Annotated in this window: 16 protein-coding genes; 14 read left to right on the top strand and 2 right to left on the bottom strand. The window is 49.8% G+C overall.

What is annotated here, in order from left to right:
* Positions 1 to 8 precede the first annotated feature (8 nt).
* From QZT80_RS15810 to QZT80_RS15765, 10 genes are read left to right on the top strand one after another with little or no spacing between them, the layout of a single operon-like run.
* Positions 9 to 1,598 carry a SusD/RagB family nutrient-binding outer membrane lipoprotein gene (locus QZT80_RS15810; RefSeq protein ID WP_295123936.1) on the top strand — a complete coding sequence of 530 codons (1,590 nt, stop codon included), beginning with the start codon at positions 9 to 11 and terminating at the stop codon, positions 1,596 to 1,598.
* Between the two features lie 36 nt (positions 1,599 to 1,634).
* Positions 1,635 to 2,978 (top strand): glycosyl hydrolase family 18 protein, encoded by a 1,344-nt coding sequence (locus QZT80_RS15805; RefSeq protein WP_295123934.1) that lies wholly within the window; start codon positions 1,635 to 1,637, stop codon positions 2,976 to 2,978.
* Positions 2,979 to 2,982: 4 nt separating this feature from the next.
* Positions 2,983 to 3,975, top strand: coding sequence for a glycosyl hydrolase family 18 protein (locus tag QZT80_RS15800; protein ID WP_295123931.1), 993 nt, complete (start codon positions 2,983 to 2,985; stop codon positions 3,973 to 3,975).
* Positions 3,965 to 5,494, top strand: a complete 1,530-nt coding sequence (locus QZT80_RS15795) for a beta-N-acetylhexosaminidase (protein WP_295123928.1) — start codon at positions 3,965 to 3,967, stop codon at positions 5,492 to 5,494. The genes QZT80_RS15800 and QZT80_RS15795 overlap by 11 nt, the downstream gene beginning before the upstream one ends.
* A 4-nt stretch (positions 5,495 to 5,498) precedes the next feature.
* Positions 5,499 to 6,821: a sugar MFS transporter gene (locus QZT80_RS15790; protein ID WP_295123925.1), complete on the top strand. Its 1,323-nt coding sequence runs from the start codon at positions 5,499 to 5,501 to the stop codon at positions 6,819 to 6,821.
* On the top strand, positions 6,818 to 8,026 hold the full coding sequence (nagA, locus tag QZT80_RS15785) for an N-acetylglucosamine-6-phosphate deacetylase (protein WP_295123923.1): 1,209 nt from the start codon (positions 6,818 to 6,820) through the stop codon (positions 8,024 to 8,026). The genes QZT80_RS15790 and nagA overlap by 4 nt, the downstream gene beginning before the upstream one ends.
* A 12-nt stretch (positions 8,027 to 8,038) precedes the next feature.
* Positions 8,039 to 8,797, top strand: coding sequence for a glucosamine-6-phosphate deaminase (locus QZT80_RS15780; RefSeq protein ID WP_295123920.1), 759 nt, complete (start codon positions 8,039 to 8,041; stop codon positions 8,795 to 8,797).
* A 2-nt stretch (positions 8,798 to 8,799) separates the two neighbouring features.
* Positions 8,800 to 9,441: a carbohydrate-binding family 9-like protein gene (locus tag QZT80_RS15775; protein ID WP_295123917.1), complete on the top strand. Its 642-nt coding sequence runs from the start codon at positions 8,800 to 8,802 to the stop codon at positions 9,439 to 9,441.
* Positions 9,442 to 9,458: 17 nt separating this feature from the next.
* Positions 9,459 to 10,238: a glycoside hydrolase family 16 protein gene (locus QZT80_RS15770; protein WP_295123914.1), complete on the top strand. Its 780-nt coding sequence runs from the start codon at positions 9,459 to 9,461 to the stop codon at positions 10,236 to 10,238.
* The gene (locus QZT80_RS15765) at positions 10,238 to 11,362 is read left to right on the top strand and encodes a heparan-alpha-glucosaminide N-acetyltransferase domain-containing protein (protein WP_295123911.1); all 1,125 of its coding nucleotides are present in this window, start codon (positions 10,238 to 10,240) and stop codon (positions 11,360 to 11,362) included. Before QZT80_RS15770 ends, QZT80_RS15765 begins: the two co-directional genes overlap by 1 nt.
* A gap of 3 nt (positions 11,363 to 11,365) precedes the next feature.
* Here QZT80_RS15765 and cdaA read toward each other — a convergent pair whose 3' ends face one another.
* Both cdaA and folP read right to left on the bottom strand, forming a co-directional pair.
* Entirely contained in the window at positions 11,366 to 12,172 is an 807-nt protein-coding gene (gene cdaA / locus QZT80_RS15760) for a diadenylate cyclase CdaA (RefSeq protein ID WP_295123908.1), read from the bottom strand.
* A 20-nt stretch (positions 12,173 to 12,192) separates the two neighbouring features.
* Positions 12,193 to 13,053: a dihydropteroate synthase gene (gene folP, locus QZT80_RS15755; protein WP_295123905.1), complete on the bottom strand. Its 861-nt coding sequence runs from the start codon at positions 13,051 to 13,053 to the stop codon at positions 12,193 to 12,195.
* Between the two features lie 181 nt (positions 13,054 to 13,234).
* Between folP and QZT80_RS15750 the strand changes: the two genes are divergently transcribed.
* From QZT80_RS15750 to QZT80_RS15735, 4 genes are read left to right on the top strand one after another with little or no spacing between them, the layout of a single operon-like run.
* Positions 13,235 to 13,801, top strand: a complete 567-nt coding sequence (locus tag QZT80_RS15750; RefSeq protein WP_295123902.1) for a DUF1599 domain-containing protein — start codon at positions 13,235 to 13,237, stop codon at positions 13,799 to 13,801.
* A gap of 27 nt (positions 13,802 to 13,828) precedes the next feature.
* Positions 13,829 to 14,908, top strand: a complete 1,080-nt coding sequence (locus QZT80_RS15745; protein ID WP_295123899.1) for a BT_3928 family protein — start codon at positions 13,829 to 13,831, stop codon at positions 14,906 to 14,908.
* 7 nt (positions 14,909 to 14,915) lie between these two features.
* Complete coding sequence (locus tag QZT80_RS15740) at positions 14,916 to 15,971, top strand: ABC transporter permease (RefSeq protein WP_295123896.1); 1,056 nt, start codon at positions 14,916 to 14,918, stop codon at positions 15,969 to 15,971.
* A 3-nt stretch (positions 15,972 to 15,974) separates the two neighbouring features.
* Positions 15,975 to 16,643 carry an FAD-binding oxidoreductase gene (locus QZT80_RS15735; protein WP_295123893.1) on the top strand — a complete coding sequence of 223 codons (669 nt, stop codon included), beginning with the start codon at positions 15,975 to 15,977 and terminating at the stop codon, positions 16,641 to 16,643.
* The last annotated feature ends 114 nt before the right edge of the window (positions 16,644 to 16,757 follow it).

Genomic DNA, 16,757 nt, shown 5'->3' with positions numbered 1-16,757 from the left:
CGGTAAACATGAAACTTACATTCAGATATATCATACTGGCTTCGCTGGCACTCACATTCGCCGCCTGTGGCAAATTCGGAGATTTGAACACCGATCCCACCAAATCCAGTTCCATCGATCCGCAGAACCAGCTGATATTTGCACAGCTGTGGTTTTCAGGAGATCTGTCGACCCAGGAACGTACCAATGCGATCGTACTTACGCCCATGATGCAGCAGTTTGCAGGGGCCTATTATACCCGTGTGGGCGCTATGTACATCAAAGACGCCACCAGGCTTTGGGTGATGTGGGAAAACAGCTACCAGAACGATGTAGTGAACATCGTTGACGCCGTGGAGCGCACCAACAACGTAGCTACAAAAACCAACCTGAACGCGATGTGCCGCATCATGAAGGTGTACACCTTTGCGCGCATCACCGACCTGTATGGCGATATTCCTTACTTCCAGGCAGGCAAAGCTTATTACACCCAGGTTACCAGGCCGGAGTATGATACGCAACAGGCCATTTACGACGACTTCCTGAAAGAGCTGAAAGCCGCTTCGGCACAACTGGATGCCACGAAAGACAAAGTACCGAACGAGATCTTCTACAAAGGCAACATCACCGCCTGGAAGAAGTTCGCGAACTCCCTACGTATCCGCCTTGCCATGCGCATATTTGAAAGAGACCCGGAGCGTGCGAAAACAGAAGTGGAAGAAGCGTTTAATGCCGATGGTGGGGTAATGACCAGCAATGCAGATATCTGCATGACCAAACACCTCGATATCCAGAATACATATTCTGACCTGCGCGGCAACTCCGTATCTGTCGCCATTAACCAGCAGGCGGCTACCTTAAAAGTAGTATCCACCTTCATCGACCAGTTAAGGAATACCAGCGATCCGCGACTGAACTACATTCCAAGAGTATACAAACAAAACTCGCCTTTAAAACCGTTCGAGCGTGAGGACATTACCGCACAGGTACGGGCTACCGTAGTGGGCCTTACAGGCACCAAACCGGGCCGTTATGTGTACGACGACTGGGTAGGACCGGTGATCATCAAACTGGCCAATGGCAGCAATTACAGCGCGGTTAACGGCGACCTGAAATGTGAACTGAACAACTGTTTTATGCGGAACAATGCACCCTTCCTGCATCTTACTTATTCAGAACTGGAATTGTTACTGGCAGATGCATCTGTAAGGATGAACATTACACTGGGCGTAGATGCGGCCACGCATTACAGGAGAGGGGTAGAAGCAGCCATGAAACAACTGAGCCTGTTCCCCAACGGTCCGGTGGTTACAGATACAGAGATCGGTAATTTCCTTACCGCCAATCCTTTAACCGCTGGCACCGAACTGAAACAGATCAACGAGCAACTGTGGATCACACTGATGCTGAACGGGCCGGAAGTGTTTGCCAACTGGCGTCGTAGCGGTTACCCGGAACTGCCCAACTCACCGAACAATGAATCAACGTCTAAAACCATTCCCCGCAGGTTCCAGTACCCGCTGTCGGAGAAGGAACAGAATGCAGAACATGTGAATGCGGCCATTGCTGTAATTGGCGAAGACGACTGGACGAAACGTGTGTGGTGGGATAAAGAATAACGTAACCTATTGATCCATCTGTTCAAATTTATACTGATGAAAAAACTTAGCTATTTACTATACATCGCTTTTGTAAGCCTGTTGCTGGTCGGTTGTGAAAAAGACGAGGCGGAAGAGCAGGCCGAAGGCAGGGCATTTACGCCTCGCGTGTTTAACGAAACGTCACTGTTCCCGGAGCATCCGGACAGTGTGCGCATCCTGAATATTGGTCAAACGATGACCTTCGCCGGACTGCAGTTCTCACCGTCAGGAAAGGCTAAAGTGTCATGGAAGGTGAACGATACCGAAGTATCTACCGACACCACTTTCACTTTTACTGCCGCCACCGGGGGCGAGTACCGTATTAAACTCGATGTGATGTATGAAGGTTTAACCAGCAGTCGCACCCGCGATGTGTTCGTAATACCCGATACCTACGAGAAGAAAGCCGGTACCAGTGTAGTGATGGCTTACCTGAACGATACGGCCAGCTACAAATACGCCAACTGGGATAACATCACGCACCTTGCTTACAAAGTGGCTACCATTACCGCCGCTGGCGTGATGGACGTGTCGAAGGGCGAGGCGTACCGCAAAGCAGAAGAACTTACCGGCCGCGCACATGTAAAAGGTATTCCCGTTTTACTGGGCATCAGCGGCGCTTTATCCGGCGATGGCTGGAGCGTTAGTTCGAGCAACAACTTTGGTGCAGTGATTACCGACGTGGCTAAGAGAGCTGCGCTGGTACAATCGATCAAAAACTACATTACCGCTAAAAAGATGGACGGGGTTGATATTATGATGACCGACATCAATACCACCGCCGCTATCATCAATGCCAATGCCGCCGCTACCGGTCCGTTCCTGAACGAACTGCGCGCCGCACTGGAAGCAAATGCGATCATCACCCTCACTGTTACCACGAACCTTTACCACGACCGTTACCCAGACCTCTCTGCTGCCAGCTGGCTGAACGTACATGCGTTTGAAGACGGGTTGCATGTAGGCCCGGGAAAGGCTTTAGGTCAGCCCTCAGGTTATGACTACTTCGTAACCGGCGCCAACCTCTGGAAAGCGAAATATCCTGCTACCAAACTGGTAATCGGCATCCCCGCTTTCGGCCTGCGTTATACCGCGCTGGACGCCAATGGCAATAACCTCAGCTGGACCTCCTACAACTACATGGCCTATAAGGACATACTGGCCCAGGTGCCGGCTGCATTCGACAAAGAATATGCAGCCATTGCGCAGGGTGTATATTTCAACGGGGTGCCGCTGGTTACGCAAAAAGCGGCGTATCTTAAAGCAAATGGCTTTCTCGGGGCCTATGTATGGGCAGGCGATTATGATGTGAAAGGCGCGAACTCACTGACGGGCGCTATTTATAATTCTTTAAAGTAGACGGATGAAAAAGATCATGTTCGCCTTTATGGCTGCCTCGGCATTCATGGCGCAGGAAGTAAAGGCTCAGTTCAAAATAGTAGGTTATATCCGCTCCAACAACATGGTGGCCGATATGCAGAAGGTGCCGCTTGGCAGCATTACCCATCTCAATATCGCGTTCATTAACCCCGATACATCGGGGAACTTTAGTCCGCTGCCCGCATTGGACACGGTAATAAGCATGGCCCATGCCCGCAACATCAAAGTATTACTTTCCTGCGGTGGCGGCAGCAGGCACGCCTATTACGCCAAACTGCTCAGTGATGCTTACCGGACTAAGCTGGCTACTAACTTCATCGCCTTCGTAGATCAGTACAACCTCGATGGCATTGATGTAGATATTGAGGGGGATGACATTGATTCGAATTATGAGAACTTCGTGGTAGCGATCAGTGGTCCGCTGAAGAGCCGTAAAAAGCTGCTGACTGCCGCACTGGCTTATTACACGAGGAAACGCATCTCCGATAAAGCATTGGAAAAGTTCGACTTCGTGAACCTGATGGCCTACGATAAAACCGGCCCCTGGAAGTTAACCGACCCTTCGCAACATTCACCCATCTCTTATGCGCAGGACCATCTGGATTACTGGCGGGATGAAAGGGGCGTGGCCAAACACAAACTGATAGTAGGTGTGCCCTTTTACGGTTATGGTTTTGGTCCGGCTGCGGATACCAACAGGAACTACCGCACCATGGCTTACAAAGATATCATTACCCAGTTCCCGGGAGCGGACATTAAGGACGAAGTGACGTTGCCGGACAATGGCGGCACGGTGTTTTACAACGGTAAAACCACTATCAAACAAAAAACCGAACTGGCCATGAAACAGGGCGGCGGTGTGATGATATGGCAACTGCTGCACGACACCACCGACGCGAACTCGTTACTGAACGTGATTTACGAAACATCGCTGGCTACAGATAAAAACAAGAAAAAGAAAGAACGTGCGAAATAAAAACCCTTTCCTCTTTACGGTATTGCTTTGCTTGCTGGCAATTGGCAGTCAGGCCCAGCCGGGCTTCCGCGTACAGGGTTTTCACCTCGACCTGCGTATACAGGTAATGAAAATGCCTGCCCTTATGACGTTTGCAAAACAACTAAGTGAACACGGCATCAATACCATCGTGATGGAATGGGAGGCCGCGTACCCGTATGAAAAACATGCCGTGATCTCTAACCATTATGCCTACAAAAGAGAAGAGATCACTGCATTCGTAAAATACTGTACGAGCCTCGGCATCGATGTAATTCCTTTGCAACAAAGCTTTGGGCATGTGGAGTACATCCTGCGGCATCCCCGTTATAAAGACTTAAGGGAAGACCAGAAAGATTACTCGCAGGTAAACCCTATTCGCGAAGAGCAGTGTAAAGCGCTGTTTACCGATCTGTATAAAGATCTTATTACGACACACACTTCGAAATACATCCACATTGGAGGCGATGAAACATACCTGCTCGGGCATTCGGAAGAATCAAAAAAGAAAGTGGCCGAAGTGGGCAAAGGCAGGCTGTATGGCGATTACATCAAAATGCTTTGCAACACCGTGGTGAGCCTGGGCAAAGTACCGGTGATATGGGCAGACATCGCCCTCAAATACCCGGATGCTCTACAGGGGCTTCCTCCGCAAACCATCTTCATCGACTGGAACTACGGCTGGGACTTAGACCGCTTCGGCGATCATGAAAAACTGATGAAGAGCGGGTTTGAAATATGGGGATCGCCTGCTATCAGGAGTGCGCAGGACAATTACTTTTTAACCGATTGGGAAAAACATTTTAACAACATCCGCACCTTCATTCCGCAGGCGCGTAAACTGGGATATAAGGGGATGATCATGACCTCCTGGTCTACCTCAGGCATTTACTCCCCGGTGTTCGAAACACATGCCGATATAGAAGACCTGTACGCCATCAGGCGCGTATACCCGATCAGTGGCTTCGATTTGCTGGTGAAGGCTTTTTTTGAAAGTCTTAAAACAGAAGGGGCTTTGCCGGTGCAAAGTTTCATTGCCAGCTATTGTAAAACACAGTTCGGGTTTGATGAGCAAACAGCTGCCGTATTCTGGAACGCTATCAAACGTGCGCCCTACGAAGTGGTGCAGGGCAAAGTGAACAAAGCAGGCATCAGCATTGCGGCCCTGCTGGACAGTGCCAGGCAAACTGCTGCCACCTTGCGCAGCATTCAGCCGGTAAAGAACAAAGCAATGTTCGAACATTACCTGCTGATGAGCGACATCCGGGTATTTTATTTAACCTGCACACAGGTAGAAGCGCAGCTCAACGATATAAGTTATACAAGAGCCCAAGCCCCTGTATTGCTGCGCACCCTGCAGCAGTTGCAACCCGCAGCGCTCGATAAACGTTTCGCTCAACTCAACGGCGTTTTATTATACGATTCAGAAATTGCCACAGAAAATGCGTTAAGGAACGCACGCTGGCGGCAACTGGTAAATAAGCTTGGCCACCATCAATAAGCGTATGAACAACAGAATTGAGGCCCTGCCGCCCATTAATGCAGTAAAGAAAAAAAGTCTTGTCCCGATCATGATCATCGGGGTACTGTTCTTCGTATTTGGTTTCGTGACATGGATCAACGCCATACTGATACCGTATTTCAAGATCGCCTGTGAGCTCAATCACTTTCAATCGTACCTCGTAGCCTTTGCCTTCTATATTGCGTACTTAGTCATGTCCTTACCTGCCGCCTACCTGTTAAAACGTATCGGTTTTAAAAAGGGGATGATGGTAGGCTTCTGGATCATGAGTATAGGCGCATTGATATTTGTACCCGCAGCCATGCAGCGTGCGTACCCGCTGTTCCTGGCCGGACTGTTTACCATCGGTATGGGACTGGCCATTTTACAAACAGCCGCTAACCCCTACATCACCATTTTAGGCGATAAAGAAAGAGCGGCGCAGCGTTTTTCTATAATGGGCATCTGCAACAAAGCAGCCGGTATCATTGCCCCCTTGTTATTCGCCGCCGTGATTATTCGTCCCACCGACAAACAGCTGTTCGCCGACATACCCAACATGGCCGCCGATGTAAGGGCGCAGGTGCTGGACGAGCTGGTGATGCGCGTGGCCGCTCCGTACGCAGTAGTGGCCGTACTACTGTTTGCACTTGGATTGTTCGTAAGATATTCGGCCCTGCCCGAAATAGATACAGAAGACGGGGCCGCCCGCAGCAGCGGGAGCGTACTGGGTTTCCCACACCTGGTGCTGGGCGCCGTGGCTATCTTTTTTCATGTAGGCTCGCAGGTAATTGCGGTAGACAGTATTATCAACTACGCTTCCAGTATGGGCATGCCGTTCGGGGAGGCGAAAGTGTTCCCGTCGTACACCTTAACGGCTACCATTACAGGTTACCTGCTGGGCATCACCTTCATTCCCAAACTGATCTCACAACTCACAGCGTTACGCATCTGCACGGTACTTGGTATTGTACTGAGCTGCCTGGTGCTGGTGTTACGCGGCGAGGTAACCATACTGGGCCATACCACTGATATTTCCGTATGGTGTGTAGTACTGTTAGGCTTTGCGAACGCTATGATATGGGCAGGGGTGTGGCCGCTGGCCCTGGATGGCCTCGGACGGTTCATTAAAACCGGCGCTTCCTTACTCGTCATGGGATTATGCGGTAACGCCATCATGCCCTTACTATACGGCTATTGGGCCGACGGGCACGGCCTGCGCGAAGCCTACTGGATATTACTGCCTTGTTACGCCTATCTTATATTTTACGCTTTTTACGCCTACCGCCTGAGAAGCTGGACACGCAAAACGAAGATCCACGCATGAAACACCTGAAGATTTATAACGGCACTATACTTACCCCGCAACGCACGATCAAAGACGGCTGCCTGCTCATTGCAGATGGCAGGATCGCGGAGGTAAGCGATAAAAATATAGAAGTGAACGACGCCCTGGAAATTGATGCACAGGGCAAATACATAGCACCCGGTTTTATCGACATGCACGTACATGGGGGCGGGGGCCACGATTTTATGGACAATACCGAAGAAGCCTTCCTGCACATTGCCCGCACGCATGCCGCCTATGGCACCACTTCGATGATGCCTACCACGCTTAGCTGCGAACAACAGGATTTACTCGATACGCTGGACGTTTACGAAAAAGCCCACAAAGCCAATACGCATGGCGCACAGTTTATCGGTTTACACATCGAAGGCCCGTACTTTTCCATGAAACAACGGGGCGCGCAAGACCCTCGCTATATCCGCGATCCGAAGCGGGAGGAGTATCAAGAAATACTCGCCCGTTCGTCATCCGTAAAACGATGGAGCGCAGCGCCGGAACTGAAAGGGGCGCTGGAGTTTGGCGAATATCTCACTAAACAGAACATACTGCCGGCACTGGCGCATACCGATGCTATTTATGAAGAAGTACTGCTGGCTTACGAAAAAGGCTTCACGCATGCCACGCACTTTTACTCCTGCATGTCAGGCGTATCGCGCAGGAACGCTTACCGTTACGCAGGGGTGATAGAAGCCGCTTACCTGATAGATGGGATGACCGTGGAGATCATTGCAGACGGTGTACACCTGCCCGCACCACTGTTAAAGCTGGTATACAAGATCAAAGGGCCGGGACATACCGCATTAATTACCGACGCCATGCGCGCCGCCGCTATGCCCGAAGGCCGCTCCATATTAGGTGGGTTGAAAAACGGCATGGAAGTACTGGTAGAAGATGGTGTAGCCAAACTCACCGACCGTAGTGCGTTTGCAGGCAGCGTAGCCACGGCCGACCGGCTGGTGCGTAACATGATAGAAATGGCCGATGTGCCGCTGCGCGATGCCGTTACCATGATCAGTGAAACACCCGCCACCATTCTGCGCATCCAGGACAGGAAAGGCTCATTGGTAAAGGGGAAGGATGCGGACGTGGTGTTATTCGACGATAACATCAACATCGATACCACTATCGTGAACGGGAACATCGTGTACATGTCGAACGAAAGCCTGCACAGCACTTTTATTTAAACGTTATTTAAGATGATACAAACAATGACAGCAGGACAGCTGGAAGTAAGGATATATGAGAACCGCCGGCGGATGGGTGATGCGGCAGCGGAAGCAGCTGCCAATACCATTCGTACGTTGCTGGACAAACAAAAACAAGTAAACATCATATTCGCCGCAGCCCCCTCGCAAAACGAATTCCTGGAGGCTTTACAGCAGCAGGCCAACATCGGCTGGAGCAGGACCAATGCTTTTCATATGGATGAATATATTGGGCTGTCGTCGGAAGCACCACAGGCTTTTGGCAACTTCCTGAAGACAAGATTATTCGATGCTTTGCCTTTCAGGTCAGTACACTACATCAACGACAGCAGTAACCAGGCTTACGCAAACCTGCTGCTGCAATACCCTACGGATATAGTGTGTATGGGCATAGGGGAGAACGGGCACATTGCCTTCAACGATCCGCCGGTGGCCGACTTTGCCGATCCGCAGGTGATTAAAGTAGTGGAGCTGGATGAGGTATGCCGCCAGCAGCAGGTGAACGACGGATGTTTTACCCAGTTGTCGGAAGTGCCTACACATGCGCTTACGCTTACCATCCCTACATTGATGAAAGCACGTTACGTTTTCTGCATGGTGCCTGGTCCGGCAAAGGCAAAAGCTGTTTACGACACCGTGCATGCCGGTATGAAAACGTTGTATCCTTCGACCATACTGCGCACACATCCTGCTGCCATCCTGTTTCTCGATGAACAGAGCGCGGGTTTACTGGAACTTCAAAAAGCGTAGGGATGCAGTTACTCGAAGTTCCTTTTATCAGTTTGCCGGACATTCCGGGCCCCACAACAGCAGCAGCGGCATTGGACGGATTGCTGGTTACGCCACTGAACGTTAATCCCTGGCCACAATACGAACATAGTGTACAAGCCGGTTTTAGCATTGCGCATTGCGGAAGTGCCCTGTTACTGAAGTTCCGCATCAAAGAAAACTACATGCTGGCCGCTGCTTCAGCCAATGGTGATATACATAAAGACAGTTGTGTGGAGTTTTTCGTAGCGCTTGGCGACGATGAGAACTATTACAACCTGGAGTTTAATTGTATTGGCTGGCATAAAACCGGCTATGGCTTTAACCGTGAAAAACGGGCGCCGTTACCCGCCGCTGTTGCAGCGCAAATCAGTACTGCCACCAGCATTACGGCCACCAGTGCAGCCGGCCGGCCACAGTTCGCCTGGGATATTACGCTGGTAATACCTGCTGCCGTATTTTGTTATCATAACCTGACCAGCTTTCATACTGCCCATGCCAGGGGCAACTTTTACAAGTGCGGTGATGATATGCCCGCACCTCATTTCCTTACCTGGAACAAGGTACAGTCGCCCATACCCGACTTTCACCGTAAAGAAGATTTTGCCGGTATACGATTTCAGTAAGCATCAAACTAATTGTCATGAAAAGCATCCTCGTCGTGCTGATGACGGCCATATTGCCCTTCAGCTTTTACAATTGTGAACCAAAAGAGCAGGACCCGCCCGTTTCTACAAACAAGGTGGTGAATGCCGCCGGTCAAACCATCATCCAGTTTTCCGGTTATAGCTGGGTGGTCAAAACACCTGCTGCCCAACAAGGCCCGCACGCCAACTGGTGGAGCGGCGATAATGTGTGGGTAGACGCCAAAGGCCGGCTGCACCTGCGCCTGAAGAAACGTAACGATACCGGGCGTTGGGAAGCGGCGGAAATACGTTCTACCATCAATTTCGGCTATGGCACGTACCAGTGGAAACTGGAAGGGCCGGTAAATGCGCTGGACAAAAACATTGTACTGGGCCTGTTCAATTATTCCGGCAACAGCCGCTTCGATGAAATGGACATTGAGTTCTCCCGCTGGGGTTACCCGCATGCACCTATCCTGAACTATACCGTATGGCCCGCTACCGGCGATACAGGTATTACCAACGTCACCTATGCAAAGGATTTCGCGATGAACGGCACGTACAGCACGCACCGTTTTAAACGCACGCCCACCACTATCGACTTCCAGAGCATGCATGGTTTTACGGACGGGAACACCAACCAGTTCGAAAGTAAATCATGGGCAACGCCTACTTCCATCAGCACACTGTCCATGCCCATCCACATGAACCTCTGGCTGTTTAAGCCCGAAGGGCCGTCTGACGGCAAATCTGTCGAGATCATTATACACGAATTTAAGTACACACCATTACCGTAATGAAGCCTTTAACACCACGATACCTGGCGCTGGACGTATTAAGGGGCCTTACCATCGCCCTTATGATAGTCGTTAATACGCCAGGCAACTGGAATGCGATCTATGCACCATTTAAACACTCAGACTGGCACGGGTTTACACTCACCGACCTGGTGTTCCCCACTTTCCTTTTTGTAGTGGGTAATGCCCTTAGTTTCAGTATGGGAAAGCTATCCACGCTTTCTCATACTGATTTTTTAAAGAAGGTATTAAAACGTACATTCATCATCTTCCTGATCGGTGTACTGTTGCACGCCTTCCCGTTTGTGCGTTATGAAGACGGGCATTATGTATTGAAAGATTTAACCGCTACAAGGCTTTGGGGTGTACTACAACGCATAGCACTATGCTACTGCGCCGCCGCATTGCTGATTCGCTACACGACTACGAAAACAGTGATCATCATCAGCATCGCCATCCTATTTGTGTACTGGTGGCTGCTTTACCAGTTTGGCACCGACCCAGGGCCATATACCCTTGAAGGCAATGCCATCGGTCGCCTGGACAGGCTGTACCTGCCTGTCGAAAACATCTACAAACACTACAAATTCCCTTTTGATCCGCTGGGCTTACTCAGCACACTGCCTGCCATTGTAAATGTAGTAGCAGGGTACTTTGCCGGCGTATTTGTGCAGGAGCGGGGTAACAAACCCGGAACAATCATTAGGCTTATTGCGGCCGGTATTATACTGGTAGCAGCAGGAATGGTGTGGAACACCGGTTTCCCCATCAACAAACCATTATGGACCAGCAGCTACGTAGTGTATACCACCGGGTTCGACCTTTTATTGTTAGGTGTATTGATATGGACCATTGACATCCTGCAGGTAAAAAAATGGACGTACTTCTTCGAAGTATTCGGGAAAAACCCGCTGTTCATATACATTATTGCCTGGGTAGTAATCGTACTGTTACACCTGGTAAGGATCAACGGTCCATCCGTTGGCGGCCTTATCTACAGGCACGGCTTTACCAGCTGGTTGGGTGATAAAGATGCGTCGTTACTGTATTCCATCGCCTATATGCTGCTGATATGGCTCATCGGGTATTGGATGGACAGGCGGAAGATGTATGTAAAGGTGTAAGGCTTACAGGCCTTCCACCAGGGTTTCGTATAATTTCACCTTCAGTTCTTCCAGCGAAACGTTTTGGCTGAGTATGCCATCATCAGCAAAAGAGATAGTACCCCTTTCCTCCGATACACAAATGGCCAGGTTATCGCTATGCTCGGTGATACCAACGGCAGAGCGGTGGCGCATACCTATGCGGGTAGGCAGGTTCGGGTTTTCTGACATGGGCAGTATTACCTTGGCGGCCAGGATACGGTTGCCTACGATAATCAGGGCCCCATCGTGCAACGGGGTGTTCTTCTCAAAAATGCTTTCAATCAGTTTAGCGCTCACGTTCGCATCAATTGAAATGCTCGACGCTGTATCGAACTTCACGCGGTAAGTGGTGGCCAGCACGATCAGCGCACCAGTTTGGCTGGCAGCCATATGCCCAACCGCAGTAATAATTTCGTTGATGATGTGTTCTTCTTCCTTGTAACTCTTGAACTTGTCGGGCAGGAACAGTTTGGTAAGAAAACTATCCTTGCTCAGTGGCGTCTTTTTGCCTAACACCAGCAGGAACTTGCGGATCTCGGGCTGAAAGATGATGATGATAGCGATGAGCCCTACATTGATAAAGTTTTGCAGCACGATCGTTAAAATGGGCATTTTAAGCGAGCGGACAAGGAAGTAAGACGCGTATATCACCAACAGTCCCAGGAATATATTAAAGGCGAGGCTCCCTTTCAGCAGCCGGTAGAGTTGTACGATAAGAAAAATTACAATCAGAAGATCCAGAATATTCAACCATCGAAACGCATAACCATAGAAATTAATCACATCCATATTGTAAATGTAATAAGTTTTTATTCACGTGTATGATGTTTACCCGCATATTGCATGATCCTGATAACTTCCATAGCCGCCTTCACATCATGCACCCGCAGTATAAGCGCACCCTGTTGCAGGGCCAGGGTATTCACTACCGTAGTGCCGTTCAGTGCGTCTTCCGCAGAGGTTTCCAGTAGTTTATAAATCATGCCTTTACGGCTTACGCCCGCCAGTATAGGCACGTCCAGCACCTTTAACGCATGCAGGCCGTTCAGTAACTGGTAGTTATGTTCCATGTTCTTCGCAAAGCCAAAACCAGGATCTGCGATTACATCTTTAATCCCCGCCTGGCGAAGCGTTTCCAGTTTCCGGATCAGGTAATCCAGCACTTCCTGCACCACATCCTGGTAACGCGCCTGCTTTTGCATGGTTTCGGGTTTGCCCTTCATGTGCATGGCCACATAAGGAACACCAAGCTTAGCTACGGTAGCGATCATCTTTTTATCGAGATTGCCCGCACTGATGTCGTTTACAATAGCCGCACCGGCCTTTACGGCCTTATCCGCCACGGAAGCGTAATACGTATCTATCGAAATAATAGCTTCAGGATAATGATGCACGATGGCATGGATAGCAGGGATCACCCGGTTTGCCTCTTCTTCCGCGCTTACCTGTGGCTGCCCCGGACGAGTGCTTTGTCCGCCCAGGTCGAGAATAGTGGCCCCATCGGCGAGCATCTGTGCTGCCCGGGCCGTTACCTCGTGCAGCTCGTGACTACGGCTGCCCGCGTAAAAAGAGTCTTCGTTGATATTAATAATGCCCATGACCACCGGGGAAGACAAATCCAGCAGTTTACCACGGCAGTTGATGGTGTATTTACTTTCCACCTGTTCCATATAAGGTTTTCTTTGTACGCTTATCACAATAATACAGAGAACAGTCAATATTTGTCATCTAATGACGTATTTTTGAAACTCGTTCCCCTGAAAGGCTGTTTAAACTGCATCAAAAATAATTGATTCACAATAAATTCAGCCATATTAACGGCACGAATACTTAATTAAACTAAAGAAAGCATTGACGACGACGATCCGTAACACAGCAGCCCAATATACACAGGTGATAACTGCCTGTAAAGATACTTTCGTAAAAAAGGCCCGCGACTATGGCACTTCCTGGCGTGTATTACGCCCCATTTCCATCGTGGACCAGATCTTCATTAAAGCCCAGCGCATCCGCACCATCCAGGAACTGGGCGGCAAACAAAAGGTGGAAGACCGTATAGACGGTGAATTTGCCGCTATTGTGAATTATGGCGTAATTGCCCTGCTGCAGATGGAGTTGCCCAACGACCCGTACACGGACATTCCTGCGGACGAAGTGGCGGTACTGTACGACAACAAGATCAACTTTATAAGAGGGGTGATGGAAGATAAGAACCACGACTACGGAGAGGCCTGGAGAGATATGAGCCAGGAATCGTTCGTAGACCTGATACTTACCAAACTGCTGCGCATTAAACAAATACTGCGCAACGACGGTAAAACGATCATCTCCGAAGGTATGGACGCCAACTTCGTAGACATCGTCAACTACGCCATCTTCGCCCTTATCAAGATAGACGAGGCAAACAGCAAATCTTAACGTTATCTAAAACACATATATCCAACCATGAAGCTTATCCTAAACCTGTTCAGAATCATTGTAGGCGTACTATTCATCTTTTCGGGCCTTATTAAGGCTAACGACCCGCTGGGACTCAGTTACAAGATGGATGAATTTTTTGAGGTACTGCATATGTACTGGATGGTACCCTTTTCGCTCGGCCTTTCCATCGCGATGAACGCCTTTGAGATCGTTGCCGGTGTAGCCGTATTGCTCGGTTACCGCATGCGCATCTTCTCTCTTTTATTATTGATACTGATCATCTTCTTCACCTTCCTGACTGCCTTTGCGAACTTCAGCGGCCTTATTAAAGAATGCGGCTGTTTCGGCGACTGTATTAAACTGGAAGCCAACGAGAGCTTCTGGAAGGATGTGATATTACTGGTGATGATCGTTGTAATATTCATTTACCGCAACCGCATACAACCACTGTTTGCCGGTAAAGCTGCGCACATTGTAATGGCGCTGGCCGTGGTGTTCTCTGTCTGCATACAGTGGTACACGCTGAACCACCTGCCTATCGTGGATTGCCTGCCTTACAAAGTGGGCAACAACATCCCCGAAAAAATGAAACTGCCGCCCGGCGCTAAACCAGACGTATACAAAACCGTGCTGATTTACGAGAAAGACGGCAAGCAGGAAGAGTTCAACGAAGAAAACTATCCATGGCAGGACACTACCTGGAAGTATGTAGACCGTACCGATAAACTGATCTCCAAAGGCAACGCCGAACCCGCTATCAAAGACTTCTCCCTGAAAGATTTCGACGGTGCAGATCTTACCTCCGGCATCCTGAGCGAGCCATCTACCATTTACCTGTTTTTGGTAAAGAGTACAGACGAAGCAGGATCAGGCTGGGAAGCGAAAATGCAGGCGCTGGAGAAACAGCAGGGCATTTATATTTACGGCGTTACTTCCTCCAACAAAGAGCAGGTAGAAGCCTTTAAGAAAGCCCGTGGTATTAACTTCCCGTTTGTACAGATGGACGGCACCGCGATTAAAACCGCCGGCCGCGCTAATGTTTGTTTAATCAAACTGGAAAAAGGCACCATCACTGGCAAATGGCATTATAACGATATTCCTTAAACGTAATATGGCTCGTTTCATACTCAGGAAATTATGGTATGGGATACTGGTGTTGTTGGGTGTGGTGATGGTAGTATTCTTCCTTTTCAATGTATTGCCCGGCGACCCGGCCCGCCTGACCCTTGGTCAGCGTGCAGACGTGGCCTCGCTGGAAAACGTGCGCCGGGAGCTGCATTTAGACAAGCCGCTCCCGGTGCAGTTCCTGATGTATGTAAATGACCTGTCGCCACTGGCCGTACACAACAAGCCGGAGGCCGACGCAAATATGAACTACGTACAACTGCTGCCGCTTGGCGGCGATCGGATGTTCGTATTAAAAACCCCGTACCTGCGCCGTTCTTATCAGGGCAAAAAAGATGTTTGGGAGATACTGACCGAAGCCTTACCCGGCACCCTCGTACTGGCCCTCGCCGCTATGGCCTTCGCCACCGTTATCGGTATCGTACTCGGCATCATATCGGCCGTAAAACAAAACACCTGGATGGATACCAGCGCGGTATTCGCCAGTGTAATCGGCATTTCCGCCCCGTCATTCTTCACCGGTATTGTACTGGCTTATGTTTTCGGTTTCGTATTTACCGAATATACCGGCCTGCATATGACTGGCAGCCTGTACGACATCGATCCCTTTGCGGGCAGGGTGCTTAACCTCCGCAACCTCATATTACCCGCTGTCACATTAGGTATCAGGCCACTGGCCATCATCGTGCAACTGACCCGTAGCGCCATGCTCGATGTATTAAGCCAGGACTACATCCGCACTGCCCGGGCCAAAGGCCTGCGCACCAATGTGATCCTGTACAAACACGCATTACGTAACGCCCTCAACCCGGTAATAACCGCCATCACCGGCTGGTTCGCCGAACTGCTGGCAGGCGCTTTCTTCGTAGAGTACATCTTCGGATGGAAAGGCATCGGTAAGGTTACTGTAGATGCGCTGGAGAAGTTCGACTTCCCCGTGGTAATGGGCGCAGTACTGTTTACGGCAGGCATTTTCGTGATCATCAACCTGCTGGCAGATATATTGTATAGTATCGTAGATCCCCGCATCAAAATGGCTTAAAATATGGAACAACACATCGTTAAACTCCAATCTGTTACGCCCGTTACCCACGACGTAAAACGCTTCCGTTTTGATAAGCCCGAAGGCTACAGGTTTTCACCCGGTCAGGCCACAGAGATCGCCATCAATTTACCCGGCTGGGAAAACGAAAGGCGCCCTTTCACCTTTACCAGTCTTAACGACGACCCGTTCCTTGAGTTTACCATTAAAGGTTACCACGCCCATAACGGTGTAACGCACCAGCTACACCAGTTAAAAGAAGGAGATGAGCTGATCATCCATGACGTATGGGGTGCTATCGAATATAAAGGCCCCGGTTACTTCATCGCCGGTGGAGCAGGCATAACCCCGTTCCTCGCCATCTTAAGGCAGTTGAAAAAGGACGGCATCATCGCCGGCAGTGCGTTGTTCTTTTCCAATAAAAAAGCAGAAGATATTATTTACGAGGATGAGCTCCGCGACATCTTAGGTCAGGACGCCCATTTCATCCTCACCCGGGAAGAGAAACCCGGCTACGGTTATGCGCGTATCGATGAAACCTTCCTGAAGCAGCATGTTTCCGACTTTGATCAGTACTTCTATGTATGCGGCCCCGACCCGATGATTGCGGAGGTGAATGGGGTGCTGGAGAAGTTGGGAGCGAAGGCGGAGGTGTTGGTGTTTGAGAAGTAAGTCCCCCCACGATATATTAGTCAATAATTACTTGCTATCTGCATTGAATACGCACGGCCGCCCGGTGTGCAATCTTCTAGTCCCCATTCCTTCACACTTCTTTAACTTTTTACC

Source organism: uncultured Chitinophaga sp., assembly GCF_902168175.1.
GTDB lineage: Bacteria > Bacteroidota > Bacteroidia > Chitinophagales > Chitinophagaceae > Chitinophaga.
The sequence above is the reverse complement of the archived record's forward strand: the minus strand, read 5'-3'. Positions and strand labels throughout refer to the sequence as shown.